Annotated in this window: 14 protein-coding genes, 1 tRNA gene and 1 other RNA gene; 11 read left to right on the top strand and 5 right to left on the bottom strand. The window is 71.5% G+C overall.

Annotation, left to right across the window (positions count from 1 at the left end; genetic code table 11):
- Window positions 1–21: 21 nt before the first annotated feature.
- Genes amrS through VXJ25_RS05885 form a run of 3 tightly spaced genes read right to left on the bottom strand, consistent with a single transcriptional unit; the run spans window position 22 to window position 2,929 of the window.
- Window positions 22–891 (bottom strand): AmmeMemoRadiSam system radical SAM enzyme, encoded by an 870-nt coding sequence (gene amrS / locus VXJ25_RS05895; RefSeq protein WP_330958288.1) that lies wholly within the window; start codon window positions 889–891, stop codon window positions 22–24.
- On the bottom strand, window positions 888–2,300 hold the full coding sequence (gene amrA / locus VXJ25_RS05890; RefSeq protein WP_330958287.1) for an AmmeMemoRadiSam system protein A: 1,413 nt from the start codon (window positions 2,298–2,300) through the stop codon (window positions 888–890). The genes amrS and amrA overlap by 4 nt, the downstream gene beginning before the upstream one ends.
- Window positions 2,301–2,335: 35 nt before the next feature.
- Window positions 2,336–2,929 (bottom strand): hypothetical protein, encoded by a 594-nt coding sequence (locus VXJ25_RS05885; protein WP_330958286.1) that lies wholly within the window; start codon window positions 2,927–2,929, stop codon window positions 2,336–2,338.
- A gap of 198 nt (window positions 2,930–3,127) precedes the next feature.
- Between VXJ25_RS05885 and ffs the strand changes: the two genes are divergently transcribed.
- The 5 genes from ffs to VXJ25_RS05860 all read left to right on the top strand — a co-directional run bounded on the left by ffs (window position 3,128) and on the right by VXJ25_RS05860 (window position 8,781).
- An RNA gene (gene ffs / locus VXJ25_RS05880) (signal recognition particle sRNA small type) lies at window positions 3,128–3,223 on the top strand.
- Between the two features lie 125 nt (window positions 3,224–3,348).
- Window positions 3,349–4,008, top strand: a complete 660-nt coding sequence (locus tag VXJ25_RS05875; protein WP_330958285.1) for a DedA family protein — start codon at window positions 3,349–3,351, stop codon at window positions 4,006–4,008.
- Between the two features lie 77 nt (window positions 4,009–4,085).
- Window positions 4,086–6,716, top strand: coding sequence for a glycoside hydrolase family 3 C-terminal domain-containing protein (locus VXJ25_RS05870; protein WP_330958284.1), 2,631 nt, complete (start codon window positions 4,086–4,088; stop codon window positions 6,714–6,716).
- A gap of 179 nt (window positions 6,717–6,895) precedes the next feature.
- Complete coding sequence (locus VXJ25_RS05865) at window positions 6,896–7,834, top strand: M14 family metallopeptidase (RefSeq protein WP_330958283.1); 939 nt, start codon at window positions 6,896–6,898, stop codon at window positions 7,832–7,834.
- The gene (locus VXJ25_RS05860; RefSeq protein ID WP_330958282.1) at window positions 7,831–8,781 is read left to right on the top strand and encodes a M14 family metallopeptidase; all 951 of its coding nucleotides are present in this window, start codon (window positions 7,831–7,833) and stop codon (window positions 8,779–8,781) included. The genes VXJ25_RS05865 and VXJ25_RS05860 overlap by 4 nt, the downstream gene beginning before the upstream one ends.
- 494 nt (window positions 8,782–9,275) lie before the next feature.
- Here VXJ25_RS05860 and VXJ25_RS05855 read toward each other — a convergent pair whose 3' ends face one another.
- Together VXJ25_RS05855 and gltB are read right to left on the bottom strand one after the other, a co-directional pair.
- Window positions 9,276–10,745 (bottom strand): glutamate synthase subunit beta, encoded by a 1,470-nt coding sequence (locus tag VXJ25_RS05855; protein ID WP_330958281.1) that lies wholly within the window; start codon window positions 10,743–10,745, stop codon window positions 9,276–9,278.
- A gap of 3 nt (window positions 10,746–10,748) precedes the next feature.
- Window positions 10,749–15,452, bottom strand: coding sequence for a glutamate synthase large subunit (gltB, locus tag VXJ25_RS05850; RefSeq protein WP_330958280.1), 4,704 nt, complete (start codon window positions 15,450–15,452; stop codon window positions 10,749–10,751).
- Window positions 15,453–15,848: 396 nt separating this feature from the next.
- Between gltB and dnaX the strand changes: the two genes are divergently transcribed.
- The 6 genes from dnaX to VXJ25_RS05820 all read left to right on the top strand — a co-directional run bounded on the left by dnaX (window position 15,849) and on the right by VXJ25_RS05820 (window position 21,202).
- Window positions 15,849–18,338 (top strand): DNA polymerase III subunit gamma/tau, encoded by a 2,490-nt coding sequence (dnaX, locus tag VXJ25_RS05845; protein ID WP_330958279.1) that lies wholly within the window; start codon window positions 15,849–15,851, stop codon window positions 18,336–18,338.
- Between the two features lie 74 nt (window positions 18,339–18,412).
- A complete protein-coding gene (locus tag VXJ25_RS05840) occupies window positions 18,413–18,721 on the top strand; it encodes a YbaB/EbfC family nucleoid-associated protein (RefSeq protein ID WP_330958278.1) in 309 nt (102 codons plus the stop codon).
- Between the two features lie 6 nt (window positions 18,722–18,727).
- Window positions 18,728–19,336 carry a recombination mediator RecR gene (gene recR / locus VXJ25_RS05835; RefSeq protein WP_330958277.1) on the top strand — a complete coding sequence of 203 codons (609 nt, stop codon included), beginning with the start codon at window positions 18,728–18,730 and terminating at the stop codon, window positions 19,334–19,336.
- Window positions 19,337–19,401: 65 nt separating this feature from the next.
- Complete coding sequence (locus tag VXJ25_RS05830; RefSeq protein WP_330958276.1) at window positions 19,402–20,175, top strand: hypothetical protein; 774 nt, start codon at window positions 19,402–19,404, stop codon at window positions 20,173–20,175.
- Between the two features lie 100 nt (window positions 20,176–20,275).
- Window positions 20,276–20,352: transfer RNA gene (locus VXJ25_RS05825), tRNA-Asp, on the top strand.
- A gap of 145 nt (window positions 20,353–20,497) precedes the next feature.
- Entirely contained in the window at window positions 20,498–21,202 is a 705-nt protein-coding gene (locus VXJ25_RS05820; protein ID WP_330958275.1) for an HAD family hydrolase, read from the top strand.
- Window positions 21,203–21,302 lie beyond the last annotated feature (100 nt).

The following is a 21,302-nucleotide window of genomic DNA, read 5'->3' as shown; positions in this document are numbered from 1 at the left end:
GGCGGGCGAGAAGGACCGCGGCTAGCAGTTGCCGACGCGGACGCGCTCGAGGTGGCGGCGGGCGACGTCGGCGAGGTGGTAGACGCGCTCGGGCGGCGTCGGCGGGCGGTCCGTGAGGTGCCAGCGTGGGAAGAAGCGCGTGAGGTGCAGCGTGATGGGGTCGCCCGCGCAGGGCAGCGACGCGAGCCACCCCGCGATCTTCTCGACGTCCTCGTCCCGGTCGTTCTCGCCCGGGACGACCAGGGTGCAGATCTCGAGGTGGCAGGAGGGGTCGGCTGCGAGCCGTGCGATCGTCTGCCTCACGGCGTCCACGGAGCCCGCGCAGGAGTCGTAGAAGCGCTGGTCGGGACCCTTGAGGTCGATGTTGGCCACGTCGATGAGGCCGGCGAGCGCGTCGAGCGGCCGCCCCGTGACGCAGCCGTTGCTCACCAGGACGTTCGCGAGCCCGGCCTCGTGGGCGAGGCGCGCGCAGTCGCGCACGTACTCCCAGCCCACCAGCGGCTCGTTGTAGGTGTAGGCGACGCCTGCCAGGCGCGGGTCCTTCTCCGCCAGCTCGCGCGCGAGGGACACGAGCTGCTCGGGAGAGACCTCGCGCCAGCCGACCCCGCCGGCGCCGGCCTGCGAGATCTGCCAGTTCTGGCAGAAGGGGCACCGGAGGTTGCAGCCGTAGCTGCCGACGCTCAGGACCGTGCTGCCGCGCCCCCAGTCCGCGATCGGCTTCTTCTCGATGGGGTCGACGGCGAGCGAGGTCACGCGGCCGTAGCTCTCGCATACGACGCGCCCGTCCCGGCAGGCGCGGGCGCGGCAGAAGCCCACCTGCCCCTCGTTGAGCGCACAGCCCCTCGGGCACGCGTCGCAGCGCGCCCCGCCTTCCGCCTCCCGCGCCGTCACGTGTGCCTCACCACCTCGAAGCGCTCGAGGCGCCAGCTGTCCCGGGCGAGGTCGATCCCGCCCTTGCGCGCGGCGATGGAGACCTGCTCCTCCGCGGTGTCGATGCCGTCGAGGTCGGGCAGGAGCAGCCCGCGCCTCCCGTCGTCGCACGAGACGATCACGCCGTAGCGGCTCGGGTCGAGCTCGGAGGCGGACTCCACGGGCTCGCTCGGTCTGAGGACGTCCACGTCGTAGACGAGCGATGCGAGCTCGCTCGCGCGGACGGGAGGGAAGCGCGGGTCGCGGGTGCCGGCGGCGACGGCGTTCGAGGCGATCTCGGCGGCGAGCGACGCCCGCGTGGGGGCGATGGTCCCGATGCAGCCGCGCAGCTCGCCGTCCTCCTTGATTGAGACGAAGCAGCCGGCGCGCGCCTCCAGGAGCTCGGCGGGCAGGCCCTCGGGGAGCGGCGCCGGACGGCCGCCGGTCACGTAGGCCTCGAGGGAGGCGCGGGCGAGCGAGACGAGCGCGTCCTCGCCGGCGCGCACCTCGGCCATCCGGGCCCGCCCGAGCTCCTCGAGGCGGGGCAGGAGCCTTCGGCCCTCGCTCGCCCCCTCCGGCCCCACGGGCGTCAGGACCGCCACCGCGTAGCCCACGCCGAAGGGCCCCTCGAGGGAGAGGAGCTCGCTCGAGACCTCGGTCCCGTCGAGGGCGCCGGCCATGATCTGGAAGCTCCTGAGGCCGCACTCGGCGGCGCGGTCGGCGAGCGAGCGGTCGATGGAGAGCAGGTCGAGCAGGTCGCCGGAGGAGAGGTCCCGCCCGACGCGCTCGTCGAAGGCGGGTCCCTCCGGGGCGAAGCCGTAGGGGCCGTCCTCCTTGAGCTTGTGGGAGAGGTCGCCCGAGGCGACGAAGGCCACGCGCCGGCCCGTGCGCGCCGCCGCGCGCTGGACCGCGCGGCCCAGCCGGTAGTGGGCCTCGGCGGAGAGGCCGGAGAGCCCGATGCGGACGACCCTGGGGTGCGCCTGGCCCTCGGGCCAGGCGTCCCAGACGAAGCGCAGGGGGATCATCGTGGCGTGGTCGAGCCCGGGGTCGCGCTCGTGGTCCGTCCCGGCGGGGAGGCCCTCCTCCTCGCAGATGCGGACCAGCTCGTCGCGCAGGGGCGCGTCGTACGCGCAGGAGCAGCGCGCCTCGGGGGCGCCGAAGCGCGCGAAGCTGCCGCTGGCGCCCGCCCCCGGCGAGACGTGGTTGTAGTCCCGGTACATGACGCTGTGGGGCGTGGACACCACGAGGGTCTCCGGCGCGAGCGCCGAGATCCGGGAGGCGACCTCGCGGTAGGCTGCCACGGTGTCCGCGATGGCCCGCTCCTCACCCCTTCCCACCTCGGGGACGATGAGCGGTGGGTGAGGTACGACGAACGCTGCGAGCACGGCCATGGCGGCCTCCTTCCCGGCTCGCCCGGGCGCAGGTCCTAGCCCTGGGCGGGGCCTTCGGACAGAAGCTTGCAGATAGACGTGTAGGCGGCGAGGCCGAAGGCCTTGCGCGGGAAGAGCGCGAGCCTGCCCCTGCCGAAGTCGGCGAGGCAGAGGTCCTCGGTGTGCCGCGCGCGCCTGAGCTCGGAGAGGGGGTAGGCAACCGGCTCCGCGCCCGCCGCCTCGACGATCACGTGGGTCGAGGTGACGCTCACGCAGCGGCGGCTGGCCTCCTCGTCCAAGGCCGCCGCGTTGTGGCCGTGGGAGTCCAGCCAGCGGCGCTTGATGCGCACGAGCCTGTTGGAGACGGCCATCACGGCCACGAACAGCACGACGCCGGCGATGGCGAGGGGCAGGAGGCCGCGGTCGAAGGTGAGCATCACCACGATGAGGGCGCAGATCAGGCCGCCGCACACGTTGAGGGCGGCCTCGGCGTGCTCGGGGCCGAGCAGGCGGGCGGCGTCGTCCTCGAGCGAGGGCGTGTAGGAGAAGGACGACGAGTACAGCACCTCGCCGAGGGAGGGGTCGACGCGCGCCTGCGGCGCCTGCTCCTGCCCTGCCGTGCGACCTGTCTGCTTGCTCTTCTTCGGCATGCTGCTCCAAGGGTCTGGGGGCGCGGAGCCCGGTCTGCGCGGGCGGGGTGCTGCGCCCCGTCCTTATCGGTCCTCCCTATCCTATCGCGAACCGCCGCGCCCGGCGTTTCTCTGTCGATTGTGTGGCGGGGCGCGCCTGCCGCCTGGCCCGTCGCGGCCCCGTCGCGCGCCCGCGTATACTCTCTTCCGTAAGCGCGCTGGATGGGTTCGGGTGACGGCATACTGCGAACCTGGTCAGGGTCGGGAGACAGCAGCCATAAGGAGCCTCTGTCGGGCACCCGTTCCCATCCAGCGCACTGAGAGCACAGGGCCCCGCGCGTACGCACGGGGCCCTTTTGCAAGCTCCAGGCCCCGCCGCGAGGCGTGGGCGCCCGCGACCGCCGTCCCCGCCGCGCGGGGGCCAGGAGGGATTGGATAGCATGGGCTTCGTCAACTTCATCGCCGAGCTGCTCCACGACCCGCGCACCGCCATCGCCGGCGCGATCGCCGCAGGCCCCCTCGCCGCGTACGGGCTCGTGTTCGCCATCATCTTCATCGAGACGGGCGTCGTCTTCTTCCCCTTCCTGCCGGGTGACTCGCTGCTGTTCGCCGCGGGCTTCTTCGCCCACAGCGGCGGCTTCAGCCTCTTCGCCCTTCTCGCGACCGCCTGGTGCGCCGCGATCCTGGGCGACCAGTGCAACTTCTTCATCGGGGAGAAGCTCGGGCAGCGCATCGTGCGCTCGGGCAAGGTCAAGGCGATGACGCCGGAGCGCATGGAGAAGAGCCAGGCGTTCCTCGACAAGTGGGGGCGCCCCGCGATCTTCCTCGGCCGCTTCTTCCCCTTCATCCGCACCTTCGTTCCCTTCATCGCGGGCATGGGCGGCATGAAGTGGCACCACTTCGTGGTCTTCAACATCCTCGGCGGCATCACCTGGAGCTCGTTGTTCACGCTGGTGGGCTACTTCTTCGGCGGGATCCCCGCCGTGCAGGAGCACTTCAGCCTCGTCGTCGTGGGCATCGTCCTCGTCTCCGTGATCCCCGCCGTGGCGGGCGCCGTTCGCGCGCGCCTCTCCGCCAAGGGGAAGGCCGGCGCGCGGTAGGTCCCGGGTGCCGCTAAAGTAGCAGGTGTGGCCCGCGCACCTGACGGGCCGTCGCCCCGTCGCGGTGAGGAGAAGACATGCCCAGCTACGAGAAGAGCGCGCCCCTCGGCCAGGGGGCGGACGCACGCCCGGCCTACGACAGGTCGCCCGAGGTCGAGCGGGCGGTCGAGGCCGCCCTCGCCTCGATGACCCTCAGGGAGAAGTGCGCGCTGCTGCAGGGGGCCACCTCGTTCGGCACCAGGGGGTACGAGCTGGCGGACGGCCGGCGCGTCCCCACGGTCGAGTTCTCGGACGGGCCCCACGGCCTGCGGCACCAGGCCGTGGGCGACCACCTCGGCCTGAACGAGAGCGCCCCAGCGACCTGCTTCCCCACGGCCGTCACCCTGGCGGACACCTGGGACGAGGCCCTTGCCGAGGAGGAGGGCCGCGCCCTCGGCGAGGAGGCCGCCTCGCAGGGCGTGGGCGTGCTGCTCGGTCCCGGCCTCTGCATCAAGCGCAGCCCCCTGTGCGGGCGCTCCTTCGAGTACCTCTCGGAGGACCCGCTCCTCTCGGGCAAGCTCGCAGCCGCCTACGTGCGCGGCGTCCAGTCCTGCGGCGTCTCCGCCTGCCCCAAGCACTTCGCGGCCAACTCCCAGGAGACGAGGCGGCTCGCCTCGGACTCCATCGTGGACGCCAGGACCCTGCGCGAGATCTACCTCAGGGGCTTCGAGATCTGCGTGCGCGAGTCCGCCCCGCGCTGCCTCATGACCTCCTACAACCTCGTGGACGGCGTCTACGCCGGCCAGAGCCCGGTCCTTCTCGACTCCGTGCTGAGGGGCGAGTGGGGCTTCGAGGGCGCCGTCGTCTCCGACTGGGGCGCGACCGAGGACCACGTCGAGGCGGTCCGCGCGGGCTGCGACTTCGAGATGCCCGACCCCGGCCTCGCCTCGGCGCGCGCCCTCGAGCGCGCCGTCAGGGAGGGGAGGCTCTCCAGGGAGACGCTCGACCGTCGCGTGCGCGAGGCGCTCGAACTCGTCTACTCCGTGACCCCCGCCGTCGCCGCGGCGCCCGCCGCCTTCGACGCGGAGGCACACCACCAGCTCGCGCGGAGGATCGCCGCCGAGGGCGCCGTCCTCCTGAAGAACGAGCCGCGCCAGGCAGCGCGCCCCGAGGCGGCAGCGCCCATCCTGCCGCTCGCCCCGCACACCCGCGTCGCCCTCGTGGGCGAGTACGCGCGCAAGCCGCGCTACCAGGGGCTGGGCTCGTCGCACGTGAACGCCGTGCGGGTGGACGACCTCGTTAGCCTCATGGGCTCCTCGCCCGACCTCGACCTCGTGGGCTACGCCACGGGCTTCAGGCGCGGAGGGGGCGCCGACGAGGCGCTCGTCGCCGAGGCCGTGGAGCTCGCCCGCAGAGCGGACGTCGTGGTCGTGTGCCTGGGCCTCGAGGAGGGCCGCGAGGGGGAGGGCCGCGACCGGACCGACCTTCTCCTCTCCGCGGGTCAGATCGCCTGCCTCGAGGCGGTGGCCGCGGCCAACCCCAACGTGGTCGCCCTGCTCTCCTCGGGCGGCGTCGTTGAGACCGGCTGGGCCTCGTGCTGCCGCGCCCTCGTCTACCAGGGGCTTGGCGGGCAGGCGTCGGCCGCCGCTGCCCTCGACGTGCTCACCGGCAGGTGCAACCCGTCCGGCAAGCTGGCCGAGTCGTGGCCGCGCCGCATCGAGGACACGCCGACCTTCGGCAACTACCCCAGCACGCGCCGGACGGCGGAGTACCGCGAGGGGCTCTACGTGGGGTACCGCTACTACGAGACCGCCCGCGTGAGGGTCGCCTACCCCTTCGGGTTCGGCCTCAGCTACACGACCTTCGAGCTCTCCGACCTCTGCGTCTCGCCCGCGCTCGACTCCGTGCGCCTGCGCGTGCACAACGCCGGCGCCCGGGCCGGCGCCGAGGTGGTCCAGCTCTACGTCTCGAGGCCCGACCGCCAGGTCTTCGGTCCCGAGGAGGAGCTCGCGGGCTTCCGGAAGGTCTTCCTGCAGCCGGGCGAGACCGCCGAGGCGAGCATTCCCATAGACGGCCGCGCCTTCCAGCACTTCAACGTGAAGACCGACGCCTGGGAGGTCGAGGGCGGCAGCTTCGAGCTGCGGGTCGGGACTTCCTGCGAGGACGTTCGGCTGCGGGCGTCCGTCCGCGTGCCCGGCACCGGCGCCCCCGACCCCTACGTGGGGCTCGGCCTCGCAAGCTACCAGTACGGTCTCGTGAAGCATGTCCCCGACGCGAGCTTCGCCGCCCTGCTCGGCGGCCGCCTGCCGAGCGCGCGCATCCCGCTCGACCACAACCTCTGCATGAGGGACCTGAACCACGGGCGCAGCCCGGTGTTCTGGGCCGTCTGGGCCGTCCTCACCGCCCTCGAGCGCGAGAACAGGCGCAGCCCCAACCCAAGCACGGACCTGGACTACGTCTACAACATGCCGCTCCGCAACATCTCGCAGATGAGCGCCGGCCGCGTGAGCCCGTTCATGGTGGAGGGGCTCGTGTGGGAGATCCGCGGCCTCTGGGGCCTCGGGTTCGCGCTGTTCGCAGCCGGCTTCCCCGTGAACGCCGTGCTCAACCTCGCCTGGGAGCGCGAGCTCGCGGCGCCGGGGGCGTGCCCACGCCCGTGCGCGGCTGCAGCCGCGCACGTGGCGCCCTTGGGGAGGACGTCCTTCTCGCCCGCGGCCGCAGGCGCGTAGGCCGCGCGTGGCAGCGGCGGGCACGCGGTCGGCCGGCCGCGCCGCCCCTGCCGCGTCGTGCCCGCCGCCGGCGAAACACGTCCGACATCGTGCGGAAACCGTAGCGAACCCGCGGGTAACCCCTTCGTAGTACTGGGCTGTCAGAATCTTCTCAAGACCTGCCGGCAAGCGAAGGAGGCATGGCAGTGCGGCAAGACGTCTTCACCGCTGAGCTGCCCGTCGGGGAGAGGCTCGTCATCCAGAAGAACCGGATTCGCGGCTACCACCGCCGCGGGCCCAGGGTCTCGGTGGTGACGGGCATCCACGGCGACGAGCTCGAGGGGCAGTACGTGGCCTATGAGCTCGCGCGCCAGCTCGAGGCGAGGCTCGAGAACCTCCACGGCATCGTGGACATCTACCCCGCCATCAACCCCCTGGGCATCAACTCGGTGCAGCGGCGCATGCCGGACTTCGACATCGACCTCGACCGGACCTTCCCCGGATCGGAGGAGGGCAACCTCGCCGAGGCCCTCGCCGCCGCCGTCGTGGAGGACATAAAGGGCTCCGACGTCTGCGTGGACGTCCACTCCTCGGGCATCTTCATGCGAGAGATGCCCCAGGTCAGGCTCAACGTCGAGTTCGCCAAGACGCTCCTGCCCATAGCGCCCCTGCTCAACGTGAACTTCGTCTGGCTTCGCGAGACCACGACCGAGGGCAAGTCGTCGCTCGCCTACGCGCTCAACGAGGCGGGGACGCCCTGCCTGGTGGTCGAGTCCGGCGTCGGCCTCCGGGTGACCGAGGACTACGGCAGCCGCCTCACCGAGGGCATCCTCAGGCTCCTCGCCTACTACCACGGCTGGGAGGGTGGCTACGTGAGCGCCCTGCCGCCCCATGTCGCGCGCGACGAGGACGTGAGCGTCGTCTACTCGGAGGTCGCCGGCGTCTTCCTGCCGCGCGCACAGCACGCGAGCGTGGTGGAGGCCGGCGCCCTCATCGGCATCGTCGTCGACCCGACGACGGGCAAGGTCGAGACCGAGGTGCACGCGCCCACGTCCGGTCTCCTCTTCACCCTGCGCGAGTACCCGGTGGTGGCGCCGGGGTCGCTGCTCGCGCGCATCCTCAGGGGGGTGAGCAGGTGAGGACGCTCACGCTGTTCAAGCTCGACACGCTCTACCGCGAGCCGATGGTCATCAGGGGCTTCGAGTTCGGCGACCACGGCGGCCGGCGCGCCTGCGCGATCGTCGGGTCCACCCGCGGCAACGAGGTCCAGCAGCAATACATCTGCGCCCAGCTGGTGAGGCGGCTCTCCAAGCTCGAGGGAGAGGGCCGGGTCGCGCCGCGGAAGCGCGTTCTTGTCGTACCCTGCGTGAACCCGTTCTCCATGAACGTCGGCTCGCGCTTCTGGCCGCAGGACAAGTCCGACATCAACCGCAAGTTCCCGGGCGATGCGCGCGGCGGCACCACGGAGCGCGTGGCCGCCGGCCTCTTCGACGCGGTCAAGCGCTACTCGATCGGCATCCAGCTCTGCAGCTTCTACATGCCCGGCGACTTCGAGCCCAACGTGCGCATCACGCGCGTGGGCCCGGTCACGGACGAGTCGCTCGAGATGGCGGCCGACTTCGGCCTGCCCTACGTGGTCGAGAAGCGCCCCGGGCCGTTCGACACCACGATGCTCAACTACAACTGGCAGGTCTGGGACACCAACGCCTTCTCCGTCTACAGCCGGGCGACCGACCAGGTCGACCAGGCGAGCGCCGACGTGGTCGAGGACGCCATCCTGCGCTTCCTCGCTGCCAACAGGGTCCTGGACGTCCCCGTCGGCCCGGCCGCGCCGTCCAGGCGCATCGACGAGGGCGACCTGGTCGACGTCCGCACGACCAAGGCCGCCGGTTTCCTGGCCGGTCGGGTGCGGGCGAGCGAGCACGTGGAGGAGGGGCAGGTCCTCGCCGAGGTCCTGGACACCCTCGACACCCATGTGCGTGAGCAGCTCGTGGCGCCCGTCTCGGGTACCGTCTTCTTCGCTCGCGTCGACCCGCTGGTGCAGCAGGAGACCATCTGCTTCAGGATCGTGCCGGACGGGAGGTAGGGGCGCCGCGCGCCCGCTCGGCGACGTAGCCACCCGCTGGGGAATGCCGGTCCGACATGCGTCCCACCGCGCTGCCGTGCGCCCCCGTACATCAAAATTATAATATAAGCAAGCAAATCGCTTTTTTCGGACAAAAGTGGCGAGAATTGTTCGGAAAAAGCGATTTGCGGGGTGAGCAAATCGCGTTTAGCGAACAAAAAATCGAAAAAATGTTCGGAAAAAGCGATTTGCGCACGGAATGGTCCGAGTCGGAGCTTCGGCGAAGAACCCCTGTTTGGAGGAGGTTCACGCTTGGGGCGTCGCGCCGATGGGGGACGGCACGCCGATGGGGGAGGGCCGCATGCCAGCTTGGAGGCTACGAGAGCTCACACGCGGTCCCCAAAGAAGGCGGCGCCATAAAAAGGGCGGAGCCGCCCGGCTCCGCCCCAGTTAATAGTATGGGTCCCCACGCGCCCCGCCATGTCGGCAGGCTCGCGCGCAGGCGTGCCCCGGACCTAGATCCCGAGGTCTGCGGCCACCTCGGCCGCGCAGGCTAGCCCGTCGGCGAGGGCGGTGACGACGAGGGAGGACCCACTCCTGGCGTCGCCCGCCACGTAGACGGGCGCCCCGGCCGCCCCCTCGGTGCGCTGGGCCTTGTGGGTGCCCGCCTCGACGACGGGACGCACGCCGCGCGCGTCGGTGTGGCTCACGCCGAGGGCGTCGAAGGCGTCCGCCTCGGGGCCGGTGAAGCCCATGGCGATGAGGACGAACTGCGCGGGGACCTCGCGCTCGGAGCCCTCGATGGGCTCGGGCCTGCCGTGCGACCAGTCGAGGGAGACCACGCGCAAGGCGCGTGCATGGCCCGCATCGTCGCAGAGGACCTCCAGCGTGTTCGTCGCCCAGCTGCGGGGGTCGGAGCCGAAGCTCTTCTCCGCCTCGAGCTGCCCGTAGTCGATCTTCTTGACGTTGGGCCACTCGGGCCAGGCGTTGCCCGGCGCGCGCCGGTCGGGAGGGGCGGGGAGAAACTCGAGCTGCTGCACGCTGCGCGCGCCCTGGCGCAGAGCCGTCGCCACGCAGTCGGTGCCGGTGTCGCCGCCGCCGATGACCACGACGTCCTTGCCGGCCGCTGAGAGCGGCGTCTTGGTGCCGTCGAGAAGGGCCTTGGTCTGGGCGCCGAGGTAGTCCACCGCGAGGTGGACGTCGGGGCTGTCGGCGCCGGGCACGGCGAGGCGGCGCGCGCTCGCGGCGCCGGTCGCCACGACGACGGCGTCAAACCCGGCGAGCTCGGCCGCGCGGTCGGGGTCGGCCGCGTCGAAGCCGCAGCGCACCTCGATCCCGCTCCTCTCCATGAGGGCGAGCCTGCGCTCGACGACCTCCTTGGGCAGCTTCATGTTGGGGATGCCGTACATGAGGAGCCCACCGGCCCGGTCGTGGCGCTCGAGCAGCGTGATGGCCGCGCCCCTGCGGGCGAGCTCCCACGCGCTCGCGAGGCCGGCGGGGCCGGAGCCCACCACGGCGACGCGCGGCGCGCCGGCGGAGGGGGCGGGCAGCGGTGCGGGGCCGCCGTCGGCCCAGAGGTGGTCGGAGATCGCGCGCTCGTCGTCCTTGATGGTCATCGGCTCCTCGTGGAGGCCCAGGTTGCAGGCCGCCTCGCACGGGGCCGGGCAGACGCGGCCCGTGAACTCGGGGAAGGGGTTGGTGAGCGAGAGCCGCTCGGCGGCGTCGGTCCACAGGCCCCTCCAGAGCAGGTCGTTCCACTCGGGGATGAGGTTGTGAAGGGGGCAGCCCGAGCTGCGGGCGCTCCCGAAGGCGTAGCCGGTCTGGCAGAAGGCGACGCCGCAGTACATGCAGCGGCTCGCCTGGAGGCGCTGGGCCTCCTCCGTCAGGGGCACGGAGAACTCGTCGAAGTCGTGGATCGTCTCGCTCTCGGGGCGCGCGCCGTGCTCGACGCGGCCCTGGGTTAGATAGGCGCCTGGCTTGCCCATGTCCTACATCTCCCTTCTCATGGTCTCGAAGGCCGCCTCGACGGCGTCCTCGTGGCTGAGGCCGCGCGCCTCCGCCTCCCGCGCGAGTTCGCGCGCGTGCTTGAACTCGTGCGGGATGACCCTCACGAAGTCCTCCTTGATGTGGTCGAACTCGTAGAGCATGCGGATGCCGCGCGGGCTCTTGGTGCGCTCGACGTGCTCCTCGATGAGGTCGTGGATGAGCGCGAGCTCGCCGGGCTCGGGGCGGTCGAGCTCGACCATGTCGTGGTTGCAGCGCTTGGCGAGGGAGTGGCCCTCGTCGTAGACGTAGGCCACGCCGCCGCTCATGCCCGCCGCGAAGTTGACGCCGACCTCGCCCAGGATGAGGGCCACGCCGCCGGTCATGTACTCGCAGCCGTGGTTGCCCACGCCCTCGCAGACGATGGTGGCGCCGGAGTTGCGCACGCCGAAGCGCTGGCCGGCGAGGCCGTTCACGAAGCCCTTGCCGGACGTGGCGCCGTAGAAGGCCACGTTGCCCACGGCGACGTTCTCGTCGAACTTGTACTTGGCCGCCTCGGAGGGCGCCACCGCGAGGATGCCGCCCGAGAGGCCCTTGCCGAAGTAGTCGTTGGCGTCGCCGGAGATGTTCAGCGTGATGCCGGCCGGCAGGAAGGCGCCGAAGCTCTGCCCGCCGGAGCCCTCGCAGTCGATGGTGATGAAGTCGTCCGGCAGCCCCTCGGGGTGCTCGGCGGTCACCTGGGAGCCCAGCAGCGTGCCGACGCAGCGGTTCACGTTGCAGATGTCGGCGTGGAAGCGGATGGGCGTGAGGGTCTTGCGGGCGTGCGCGGTGTAGGGCACGAAGAGCGTGGCGTCCAGGACCTTGTCGAGGCCGCTGTCGAAGGCCATCTCGGGCGAGAAGTGCGGCAGGGAGGCGCCGGGGAAGCTCTTGCCGTACTGGTTGGTGACCTTCTCGAGCACGGGGGAGAGGTCGAGCTTGTTGGCCTTCCACCTGCCCGGGCACTCGACCTGGCGCAGGCACTCCACGTGGCCGACCATGTCCTCAACGGTGCGGAAGCCGAGACGGGCCATGATCTCGCGCAGCTCCTCGGCCACGAAGGTCATGAAGTTGACCACGTGCTCGGGCTTGCCGGAGAAGTGGCGGCGCAGGTGGCAGTTCTGGGTGGCGATGCCGACCGGGCAGGTGTCCTGCTGGCAGTCGCGCTGCATCAGGCAGCCCATGGAGATGAGGGCCGGGGTGGCGAAGCCGAACTCCTCGGCGCCGAGCAGGCAGGCCATGGCGACGTCGCGACCGTCCATGAGCTTGGAGTCGGCCTCGATGGCCACGCGCGAGCGCAGGCCGTTCAGGAGCAGGGTCTGCTGGGTCTCGGCCAGGCCGAGCTCGAGCGGCAGGCCCGCGTGGTAGATGGAGTCGCGCGGGGCCGCGCCCGTGCCGCCGTTGGCGCCCGAGATCGTGATCTTGTCCGCGCCGCCTTTGGCCACGCCGGTGGCGATGGTGCCCACGCCGGCCTCGGAGACGAGCTTGACCGAGATGCGCGCGTGCGGGTTGGCGTTCTTGAGGTCGAAGATCAGCTCGGCGAGGTCCTCGATCGAGTAGATGTCGTGGTGGGGCGGGGGCGAGATGAGCCCGACGCCGGGCGTCGAGCGCCTGACCTCGGCTACCCACGGCCACACCTTGCGGCCGGGGAGGTGTCCGCCCTCGCCGGGTTTGGCGCCCTGGGCCATCTTGATCTGGATCTCCTGGGCGCTCACGAGGTAGCGGCTCGTCACGCCGAAGCGCGCCGACGCCACCTGCTTGATGGCGGAGTTCTTGGAGTCGCCGTTGGGCAGCGTCGCCTCGCGCGCGGGGTTCTCGCCGCCCTCGCCGGTGTTGGACTTGCCGCCGAGGCGGTTCATCGCGATGGCGAGGCACTCGTGCGCCTCCTCGGAGATGGAGCCGTAGCTCATCGCGCCCGTGGTGAAGCGACGGACGATCTCGCTGGCGGGCTCGACCTCGTCGAGCGGGATGGGCGTGCGCCCAGCCTGGTCGAAGTCGAGGAGGTCGCGCAGGACGATGCAGCGGCCGGCGTGGTGGAGCTCGGCGCTGTACTCCTTGAAGGTGTCGTAGCTGCCCTCGCGGCAGGCGCGCTGCAGGAGGTAGATCACCTTGGGGGTGATCATGTGCTCCTCGCCGCCGAGCGGGCGCCACTTGGTGATGCCGGAGCTGGCGAGCTGGTCGGGCGCGGGGCTCCTGAGCTGGGCTTCGGCCTCGTCGTAGCGCTCGTTGCACTCGCGCTCGACGTCTGAGGTCGTAAGGCCGCCGACGCGGCTCTGGGTGCCGGCGAAGTTCTCGGAGACGAACGCGTCATCGAAGCCGACGATCTCGAAGATCTGGGCGGAGTGGTAGCCCTGCATGGTCGAGATGCCCATCTTGGACATCGTGGAGACGATGCCCTTGGTGACGGCCTCGTCGTAGTTGGCGATGCCCTCCTCGGCGCTGACGGAGATCTTGCCCTTGCGGGCGAGCTCGCGGATGCAGTCGTGCGCCATGTAGGGGAAGATCGCGCTCGCGGAGTAGCCGACGAGGCAGGCGTAGTCGTGCGGGGTCACCGCGTCGCCGCACTCCACCACGAGGTCGGCGCTGGTGCGCAGACCGGTGCGGGTGAGGTGGTTGTGGACGGAGCCCACGGCGAGCAGCGACGGGATGGAGACCTCGCCGTCACCGGCGCGGTCGGAGAGCACGACGATGTTGGCTCCCCCGCGCACGGCGGCCTCGACCTCGTCGTCGAGGCGCCGAAGCGCGTCGGCGAGGGCGTCGGGGCCCCCGTCGCGCGGGTAGGTGGCGGAGAAGCGCGCGGCGCAGAAGCCGGGCTGGTCGATCTGGCAGATGCGCTCGAACTGCTCCTCGTCGACGATCGGCGTCTCGAGGCGCACGAGGCGGCACGCCTTGCGCGAGTCCTCGAGGATGTTGCCGTGGTTGCCGAGGTAGAGCAGGGTGGAGGTCACGAAGCTCTCGCGCAGCGCGTCGATGGGCGGGTTGGTGACCTGGGCGAACAGCTGGTTGAAGTAGTCGAAGAACGAGCGCGGCTTGCTCGAGAGCACCGCGAGCGGCATGTCGGCGCCCATCGACGCGAGCGGCGCCTTGCCGGTCTGGGCCATCGGGGTCACGGCCTCCTCGACGTCGTCGAAGTGGTAGCCGTGGCGCGCGAGGCGGATGGGCAGGGCGACGCCGGCGTCGGCGTGCTCGCTCGCGGACTCGGGCGTGGGCAGGTCGTCGAGGCCGAGGGTCTCGGAGCGCACCCAGTCGCCGTAGGGCTTCTCGCTCGCGAAGGAGTTCTTGATCTCGTCGTCCCAGATGATGCGTCCCTGGGAGGGGTCGACGAGCAGCATCTGGCCGGGTCCGAGCGAGCCGGTCTTGAGGATGTTGTCCGGCTCGACCTGCAGGGCGCCCACCTCGGAGGCGAGCAGCAGCCTGTCGTCGCGGGTGACGTAGTAGCGCGCCGGGCGCAGGCCGTTGCGGTCGAGCGCGGCGCCGGTCACGCGGCCGTCGGTGAAGGCGATGGCCGCCGGGCCGTCCCAGGACTCCATGAGCATGGACTGGTAGGCGTCGAAGGCCCGCCTCTTGGCCGAGAGCTGCGTGTTCTTGTCCCATGGCTCGGGCAGGAGCATCGAGACGGCGCGGGCCAGCGGCCGGCCGTTCATGGTCAGGAACTCGAGGACGTTGTCGAGGATCGCGGAGTCGGAGCCCTCGGAGCGGATGATCGGCATGACCTTCTCGAGGTCGGCGCCCATCACGGGCGAGTAGAGCCTCGGCTCGCGCGCGCGGGTCCAGTTGACGTTGCCGCGCAGGGTGTTGATCTCGCCGTTGTGGATGATGTAGCGGTTGGGGTGGGCGCGCTCCCAGCTCGGGGTGGTGTTGGTCGAGTAGCGCGAGTGGACGAGCGCCATGGCGGACTCGGCCGAGGCGTCGGTGAGGTCGCGGTAGAAGGTGCGCAGCTGCGGGGCGACGAGCATGCCCTTGTAGACGATGGTGCGGCAGCTCATGGAGCAGACGTAGAAGATCTTGCCGGCGAGCGCGCTCGTGGCGGCCGCCTTCTTCTCGATGGTGCGGCGGCAGACGTAGAGCCTGCGCTCGAACTCGTCGTCCGCCTCGACGCCCTCGGGGCGGCCGAGGAAGGCCTGCAGGATGGTGGGCATGCAGGCGCGGGCGGTCTCGCCCAGGTCGTGCGGGTCCACCGGCACCTCGCGCCAGAAGAGCAGCCTCAGGCCGCACTCGGCGCAGCCGTCCTCGAAGACGGAGCGTGCCTTGCGCACGCCCTCTGCGTCCTGCGGGAAGAAGAGCTGGGCGACGCCGTAGTCGCCCTGGTCGGGGAGCAGGTGCCCCCAGCGCTGGGCCTCCTTGCGGAAGAGGCGGTGGGGCAGCTGGATCAGGATGCCCGCGCCGTCGCCGGTGTTGTGCTCGAGCCCCTTGCCGCCGCGGTGGTCCAGGTTCACCAGGACGGACAGCGCGTCGTCGATCATCTGGTGCGTGCGGACGCCGCGCAGGTTCGCGAGGGCGCCGATGCCGCACGCGTCGTGCTCGAACTCGGGGCGGTAGAGCCCCTGCGCGGGCCAGGCCCCCTCGACGGGCGCCGCCGGCCCCCGTCCGCTTGCGGCTCGCCCTGCCTCGGCTCCCGCGGGTCCTGCGGGAGCGGCAGGAGCGCGCAGGCCGCGGTTCTTGTCCTCTGCCATGTGTCGATCCCCCTGTCCATGCGTCGCGCGTCCGCGCCTTGCGCCCGGGCGCGCTTCCGGATGAGTGCGTTTGCAGATGAATCGCACTCAGTTTACGTGCGCCGGAGGACGGCACGAAAACCGAAACAACTTGTATTTCTGCCGTCACGACCCTGAATCGTGGGTGATGCACCCCGTTCGCACACTCGCATACGTCCGGCAGCAAGCTGGAAACCAGCCTGTAATACGTGCAGGTGGGACTGGGTGGAGAAGGACGTGCGGCCCGGGATGGGCGGCCGCGCGCCCGCCCGCGCCCCCCGGGGCCTCCTGGACGCAATATCCACAACGGCCGCCCGCGGGGCCCCGCGGGCGCGGCGCGTATACTTGACTCTCCGGACCGAGGAGCGTGGAGCCAGCATGGAATCTCTCTACAGGAAGTACCGCCCGCAGACGTTCGACGAGGTCGTCGGCCAGGCGCACGTGGTCTCGACCCTGGAGCACGCCGTGCTCGAGGGCCGCACCAGCCACGCCTACCTCTTCTGCGGGCCGCGCGGGACGGGCAAGACGACCATGGCCCGCCTCCTCGCCAAGGCCCTCGAGTGCGAGAAGGGCCCCGGCCAGTTGCCCGACGGCACCTGCGAGCGGTGCCGCCTCATCGCCGAGGGCGACCACCCCGACGTCTACGAGCTGGATGCCGCCTCGCGCACCGGCGTGGACAACGTGCGCGAGGAGATCATCTCGCGCGTGGGCTTCGCCCCGGTGCGGGGCCGCTTCAAGGTCTACATCATCGACGAGGTCCACATGCTCACGACGGCGGCGTTCAACGCGCTGCTCAAGACCCTCGAGGAGCCTCCCTCGCACGTGGTCTTCGTGCTCTGCACGACGGACCCGCAGAAGATCCCCGCCACCATCCTCTCGCGCGTCCAGCGCTTCGACTTCCACCCGCTCGGAACCGACGAGATGCGCGCGCACCTCGTGCACGTCTGCGAGCAGGAGGGCTTCACCTACGACGACGACGCGATCGACGCCGTCGTGCGCCATGCCCGCGGCGGCATGAGGGACGCGCTCTCCACCCTGGAGCAGCTCTCCGTCTTCGGCGACGGCACCGTCTCGAGCGAGGCGGCCCAGGACATGCTCGGCTCCGTCAGCGCCTCCTCCCTGGAGAAGGTCGTGCGCTCCATGGCGGGCCGCGACGTCGCGGCCCTCTTCGAGGAGGTCGGCGCCCTGGTCGAGCAGGGGCGCGACCTCCTGCAGTTCGTGCGCGAGCTCTCGGCCCGCCTGCGCGACGTCTACGTGGCCTCCGCCGTCGGCGCGAGCGAGCGGGTCCTGCCCGGCGCCGCGGACGAGGTCGCCGAGCTGGCCGACGAGGCGCGCGCCTTCGGCTCCACGGACCGCGTCGCCCGCGTCCTCTCGGTCCTGGGGGACGTCTCGAACGAGATGCGCACCGCGACCAACCAGCGCCTCGCGCTCGAGGTCGCCTTCACCAGGGTCGCGCGCCCCGAGGCCGACCTCACGCTGGACTCGCTCGCGGAGCGCGTCGCCGAGCTCGAGGCCACCGTCGCGCGTCTCGCGGCGGGCGCGCCGGTCGCGACGGCCGCGGCGCAGGCTCCGGCTCCCGAGGTGACGGCGCCGGCCTCCGTAGCGCCGGTGCAGGCGCCCGTGGCCCCGGCTCCCGCGGCACCGTCGCCCGCGGCTGCTCCTGCCGTGCCGGTGCCGTCCGCGCGCCCCGCGGTTGCGGCGACCCCCGCGGTTGCGGCGGCACCCGCTGTTGCGTCGGCTCCCGCGTCCGCCGCCAGCCCGCGGGTGCGCCCGGTCGAGCCTGCGCGCCCGGCCGCGCCGCGCGCGCAGGCCCCCGCGGCGGCGCGTCCTTCTCGCCCGGCGCCGCGGCCGCAGGCGCCTGCCGCGGCGACTCCCACACCTGCCCCTGCACCTGTTGCGGCCGCGCCTTCCGCCGCCGGCGCGGTCACTGACGCCGGCGAGCTGCAGCGCCTCTGGAAGCAGACGGTAGACACCCTCCTGCGCAAGATCCCCTCGCGCGGGTCCTTGCTCATGAGCTCGACGATCCTGGCGGACGACGGCGTCAAGCTGCTCGTCTCGCTCCCCAAGGGCTCGACCTTCGCGATGAAGATGCTCGAGCGCACGGACGTGAGCTCGGCGATCGCGCCCTACGTGGCGCAGGTCTTCGGCGGCCCGCGCCACCTCGCCTTCGCGGAGCCGAGCCTCGCCGCGACGAGGATCGCCCACGCCGACCGCGCCCGCGCCGCGCAGGCCCCGGCGCCCTCTCAGGCGCCCGCGAGCCGCGCGCCAAAGGCGCCCGTCCAGGCGCCCGCCCCTGCGGGCCCGGCGCCCGTGCCGCCCGTCCAGGCCCGACCGGCCCAGGCCGCGCCGGAGCCTCCCGCGGAAGGCCTGCCCTGGGACCCCGCGCCGGCGGCCGTGCGGCCCCCCGTGCCCGCCGCGACGCCTGCGCCCTTCGAGGAGCCCCCCTACGAGCAGGTGCCCTACGACGACCTCTCCGCCGTGAGCTACGACGAGGCCTTCCAGGACGACGTCGCCGCGCCCGCGCCGGCGGCGCCTGCCACGCCTCCCGCTCCCGTCGCTCCCGCGCCGAAGGCGGCCCCCGTGTCCGCCCCGGCCCCGGCGCCCGCCTCGGCGCCCGCCCCGGAGGCGCCTGCGGCCGCGCCGTCCTTCTCCGCGCCCGCGGCCCCCGACGGCGCCCCCGGAGCCGGTGACGTCGTGCCCGCGGCGGCGTTGGACGACGTTCCCGACGAGCTCAGGGGCATACTCGAGAACGCGTTCGAGGTCTTCGGCGCCGGCGTGAAGGCGCGCACCGAGCCCGCGCAGCCAGCTGCCAAGGGGTACGATTCCGATGCGGCCTCCGAGGGGGCCGACGCGGGCGGGGAGGGGTAGCACGACCCTCGCTCACGCCCGGGCGGACGAGGCACGACGGCGCGCTGGCGGCGCGCGAGTGAAAGGTACGCACGATGGACATGAACCAGATCATGGCGCAGGCCCGCAAGATGCAGGCGGAGCTGGCGAGCGCCCAGGACAGCCTCAAGCAGATGGAGGCCACCGGCACGGCGGGCGGCGGCGCGGTGAGGGCGACGGTCAGCGGGGACCTGAAGCTGACCTCGCTGACCATCGACCCCGCCGCGGTCGATCCCGACGACGTCGAGCTGCTCCAGGACATGGTCGTCGCGGCGGTCAACGACGCCATCGGCCAGGTCAACGACGCGGCCAACGCGCAGATGAGCTCCATCACCGGGGGGCTCAACATCCCGGGGCTGATGTAGCGGCCCATGGACCAGACGCAAAACGACGGGCGCGCGCTGCGGCGCCTCCTCGACGAGCTTGGGCGGCTGCCCGGCATCGGGCCCAAGTCGGCGCAGCGCATCGCCTACCACCTGCTCGAGGCGGACGCCGAGGAGGCGCGCCGGCTCGCCGAGGCGATCCTCGACGTGAAGCGGCAGGTGCACTTCTGCCCGATCTGCTTCAACTACGCGACGCGCGAGACCTGCGACGTGTGCGACGACGCCACGCGCGACCGGGCCACCATCTGCGTGGTCTCCGAGCCGCGCGATGTGTCCGCCATCGAGCGCACGGGCACCTACCACGGCCTCTACCACGTGCTCGGGGGCGTCATCTCGCCCATGGACAAGGTCGGCCCCGAGCAGCTCCACGTGAAGGAGCTGCTCTCCAGGCTCGCCTCGGGGGAGGTCTCCGAGGTCATCCTCGCGACCAACCCCGACGTCGAGGGCGAGACGACCGCGACCTACCTCTCCCGCATCATCAAGCCGCTCGGAGTGCGCGTCTCGCGCCTCGCCAGCGGCCTGCCGGTGGGCGGCGACCTAGAATATGCAGACGAGATAACCCTGGGACGCGCGATCGAGGCGCGCCGTGCGGTCTAGCCCCGGCTCCGGGGCGCCTGCTGGCGGCGCCCCGCGCCCCCAGGACGGAGACACAGGAGGTAGCTATGGCCTTAGGCGACGACGGTGGCAGGCGGGCGGGAGCCCACTTCTCGGCCGGCGGGAAGGCCCCTGCGGCCGCTCCCGACGGTGCGTCCTCGGGAGCGGCGGACGACCTGGAGGAGGTGGCCACCCGCTACCGCAGCCAGCGGACGGTCGCGTCGGGCGAGGGGATGCCCCAGCCCATCGACGTGAGCAAGACGGGACCCTTCGAGAGGATCGGCTCCGACGAGGGGGCGGTCTTCGACAAGGACGGCACCGAGGTGCTCGGCTCGCGGCAGCGGGTCAAGCTCGACCCCAAGGTCGTCGCCATCCTCGTCGTCGGGGCCGCCGCGGTGATCGCCCTCGGGTTCTTCCTCTTCGCCAAGCTCACCGCCAAGCCGGCCGAGCCCCAGCAGGAGGAGGTCGTGGAGCAGACCCAGTCCTCGGTGGCGGAGCCCATCTCATACCGCGGCAACACCTACGCGCTCGCCCAGGCGGATGACGGCTCCTTCAGCCTCGTGGTCTCGGGGGGAGGAGCGGACTCCAAGACTGACCTGGGCAAGCTCGCCGGCACCCCCGTGGCCTTCGTGCTCTACGACGGCGCCTTCGTCGTCCCGGAGAACCTCTCGGACGGGACCTGGGACGTGGCCGCCTACACCATCGGCTCCGGCTGGTCGGTCATCGTCGACCAGGACGGCAACGAGTGCAAGGGAAGCGGCACGATAAGGTCGGCCTCGCTCGCCGGGAGCTCCCTCGAGATGGAGACCGACTCCGGCACCGTGTCGGTCGCCCTCTCCTAGCTGCGGCTTTGCAGATTACTCCGCCCTCGGGAAATTTTTTCAAATTGAGGGTAGACACGGGCAGCGGTCTCTGTGTAGAATAGCTACCGCACTGAGGCGAGGGGTATTAGCTCAGCTGGTTAGAGCGCCGGCCTGTCACGTCGGAGGTCGCGGGTTCGAGCCCCGCATATCCCGCCATTGGATGCTCAAGGGCCCTCTTCGGAGGGCCCTTTTCGTTTTGTTTACCCTGCGCGCGATTGCGCCCGCTGCCGGCGTGCCTAGAATGGTGGGGGCGCCCCTGCGCTGCGGACGTCCGGACACCAGCTCTCGGAGAGGAACGCGCATGGACAAAGACGCTCTCGTCTCCAGTACCGCCCCCGTGCGCATCGCCGTCTTCGACTTCGACGGGACCTGCATCGACAACCAGTCCGGCGGGCTTTTCTCGCTCTACCTCTTCCGTCGCGGCTACATCTCCCTGCCCAGGGCCGCCCGCCTCTTCAGGTGGGGCGCCCGCTACCTGCTCCACCTGCCCAACCGGCAGGAGGAGGCCCGCGAGATCATCATCGAGGCGCTCAACGAGCACACCGAGGACGAGGTCCACGAGATCATGCAGGAGTTCTTCGAGCGCGCCCTCGTCAAGCGCATCCGCCCCAAGGCCGTCTGCGAGGTTCGCCTGCGCGAGGAGGAGGGCTGCGTGACCCTGCTCGTCTCGGCGACCTTCGCCGGCATCGCCCTGCCTGCCGCCCGCTACCTGGCCGTCGACGACTGCCTCGCGACCGAGATGGAGTGCGACGCCGAGGGCCGCTACACGGGCCGGGTCAAGGGTGCCGTCCTCGCGGGCATCGAGAAGCCCCGCGCGGTCGAGCGCTGGGCGAACGCGCACTTCGGCGAGGGCGGCTGGCGCCTGGAGTACGCCTACGGCGACCATCACACCGACGAGTACCTGCTCGAGCGCGCGGCCCACCCCTTCGCGGTCTCTCCGGGCCGCACCCTCAAGGCGATCGCGAGGAGGCGCGGCTGGCGCATCGTGGACTGGGACCGAAGGTAGCCTGAGGAGGCGTGCGTCACGGGCGATGGAGCGTCTCACCGATAAATGCGACTAAGTTTGTAGTATCTTAAGTATTTACAGAATTGCATCTCACTCGGAG

Origin of the sequence: Olsenella absiana (assembly GCF_036408855.1) — a bacterium.
Classification (GTDB): Bacteria; Actinomycetota; Coriobacteriia; order Coriobacteriales; family Atopobiaceae; genus Olsenella_K; species Olsenella_K absiana.
This window is presented reverse-complemented; position numbering and strand designations above follow the sequence as displayed.